Genomic DNA, 482 nt, shown 5'->3' with positions numbered 1-482 from the left:
CATTTTGCCTTATATTCCAACATAGTTCGAAACTGTGACCATGATACCTCACTAATTGCTTTTGCTAACTTATGATTTTTTAACATATTCGATACTTGCAAATCTTCTATACCAATAACATCGTGGTTTTTGATGATTTCAGTCGAGATTTTGTCCAAGTAATCTTTTCTAGCATTTGCCATGTATTCATGAATTCTAGCTACCTTTACTCGCTGTTTATTCCAGCGAGAAGATCCTTTCATTCTCCTAGAAAGAACACGCTGTGCTTTTGCCAACTTTTCTTCTAATGATCGAAAAAACTTCGGATTTTCATAGATTGTTCCATCTGATAAAATGGCGAAATCTTTTAGTCCTACATCCATTCCAATGGAAGATTGTGTTTTCGGAAGTTCTTGTACTTCAATTTCACCTAACAAGGACACAAAGTATCTGCCAGAAAGATTCCGTCTAACTGTAGCATTTAAAATACGTCCCTTTACTTC

1 protein-coding gene is annotated in these 482 nt (G+C 35.3%); it reads right to left on the bottom strand.

Going from position 1 to position 482, the window contains the following annotated elements; all coding sequences use genetic code 11:
- Nucleotides 1–482, bottom strand: a 482-nt coding sequence (locus JDS98_RS29620) for an RNA-guided endonuclease TnpB family protein (protein ID WP_199634633.1), incomplete at both ends; no start/stop codon positions are given.

It is taken from the genome of Bacillus cereus group sp. N11 (assembly GCF_016483605.1).
Classification (GTDB): domain Bacteria; phylum Bacillota; class Bacilli; order Bacillales; family Bacillaceae_G; genus Bacillus_A; species Bacillus_A toyonensis.
This window is presented reverse-complemented; position numbering and strand designations above follow the sequence as displayed.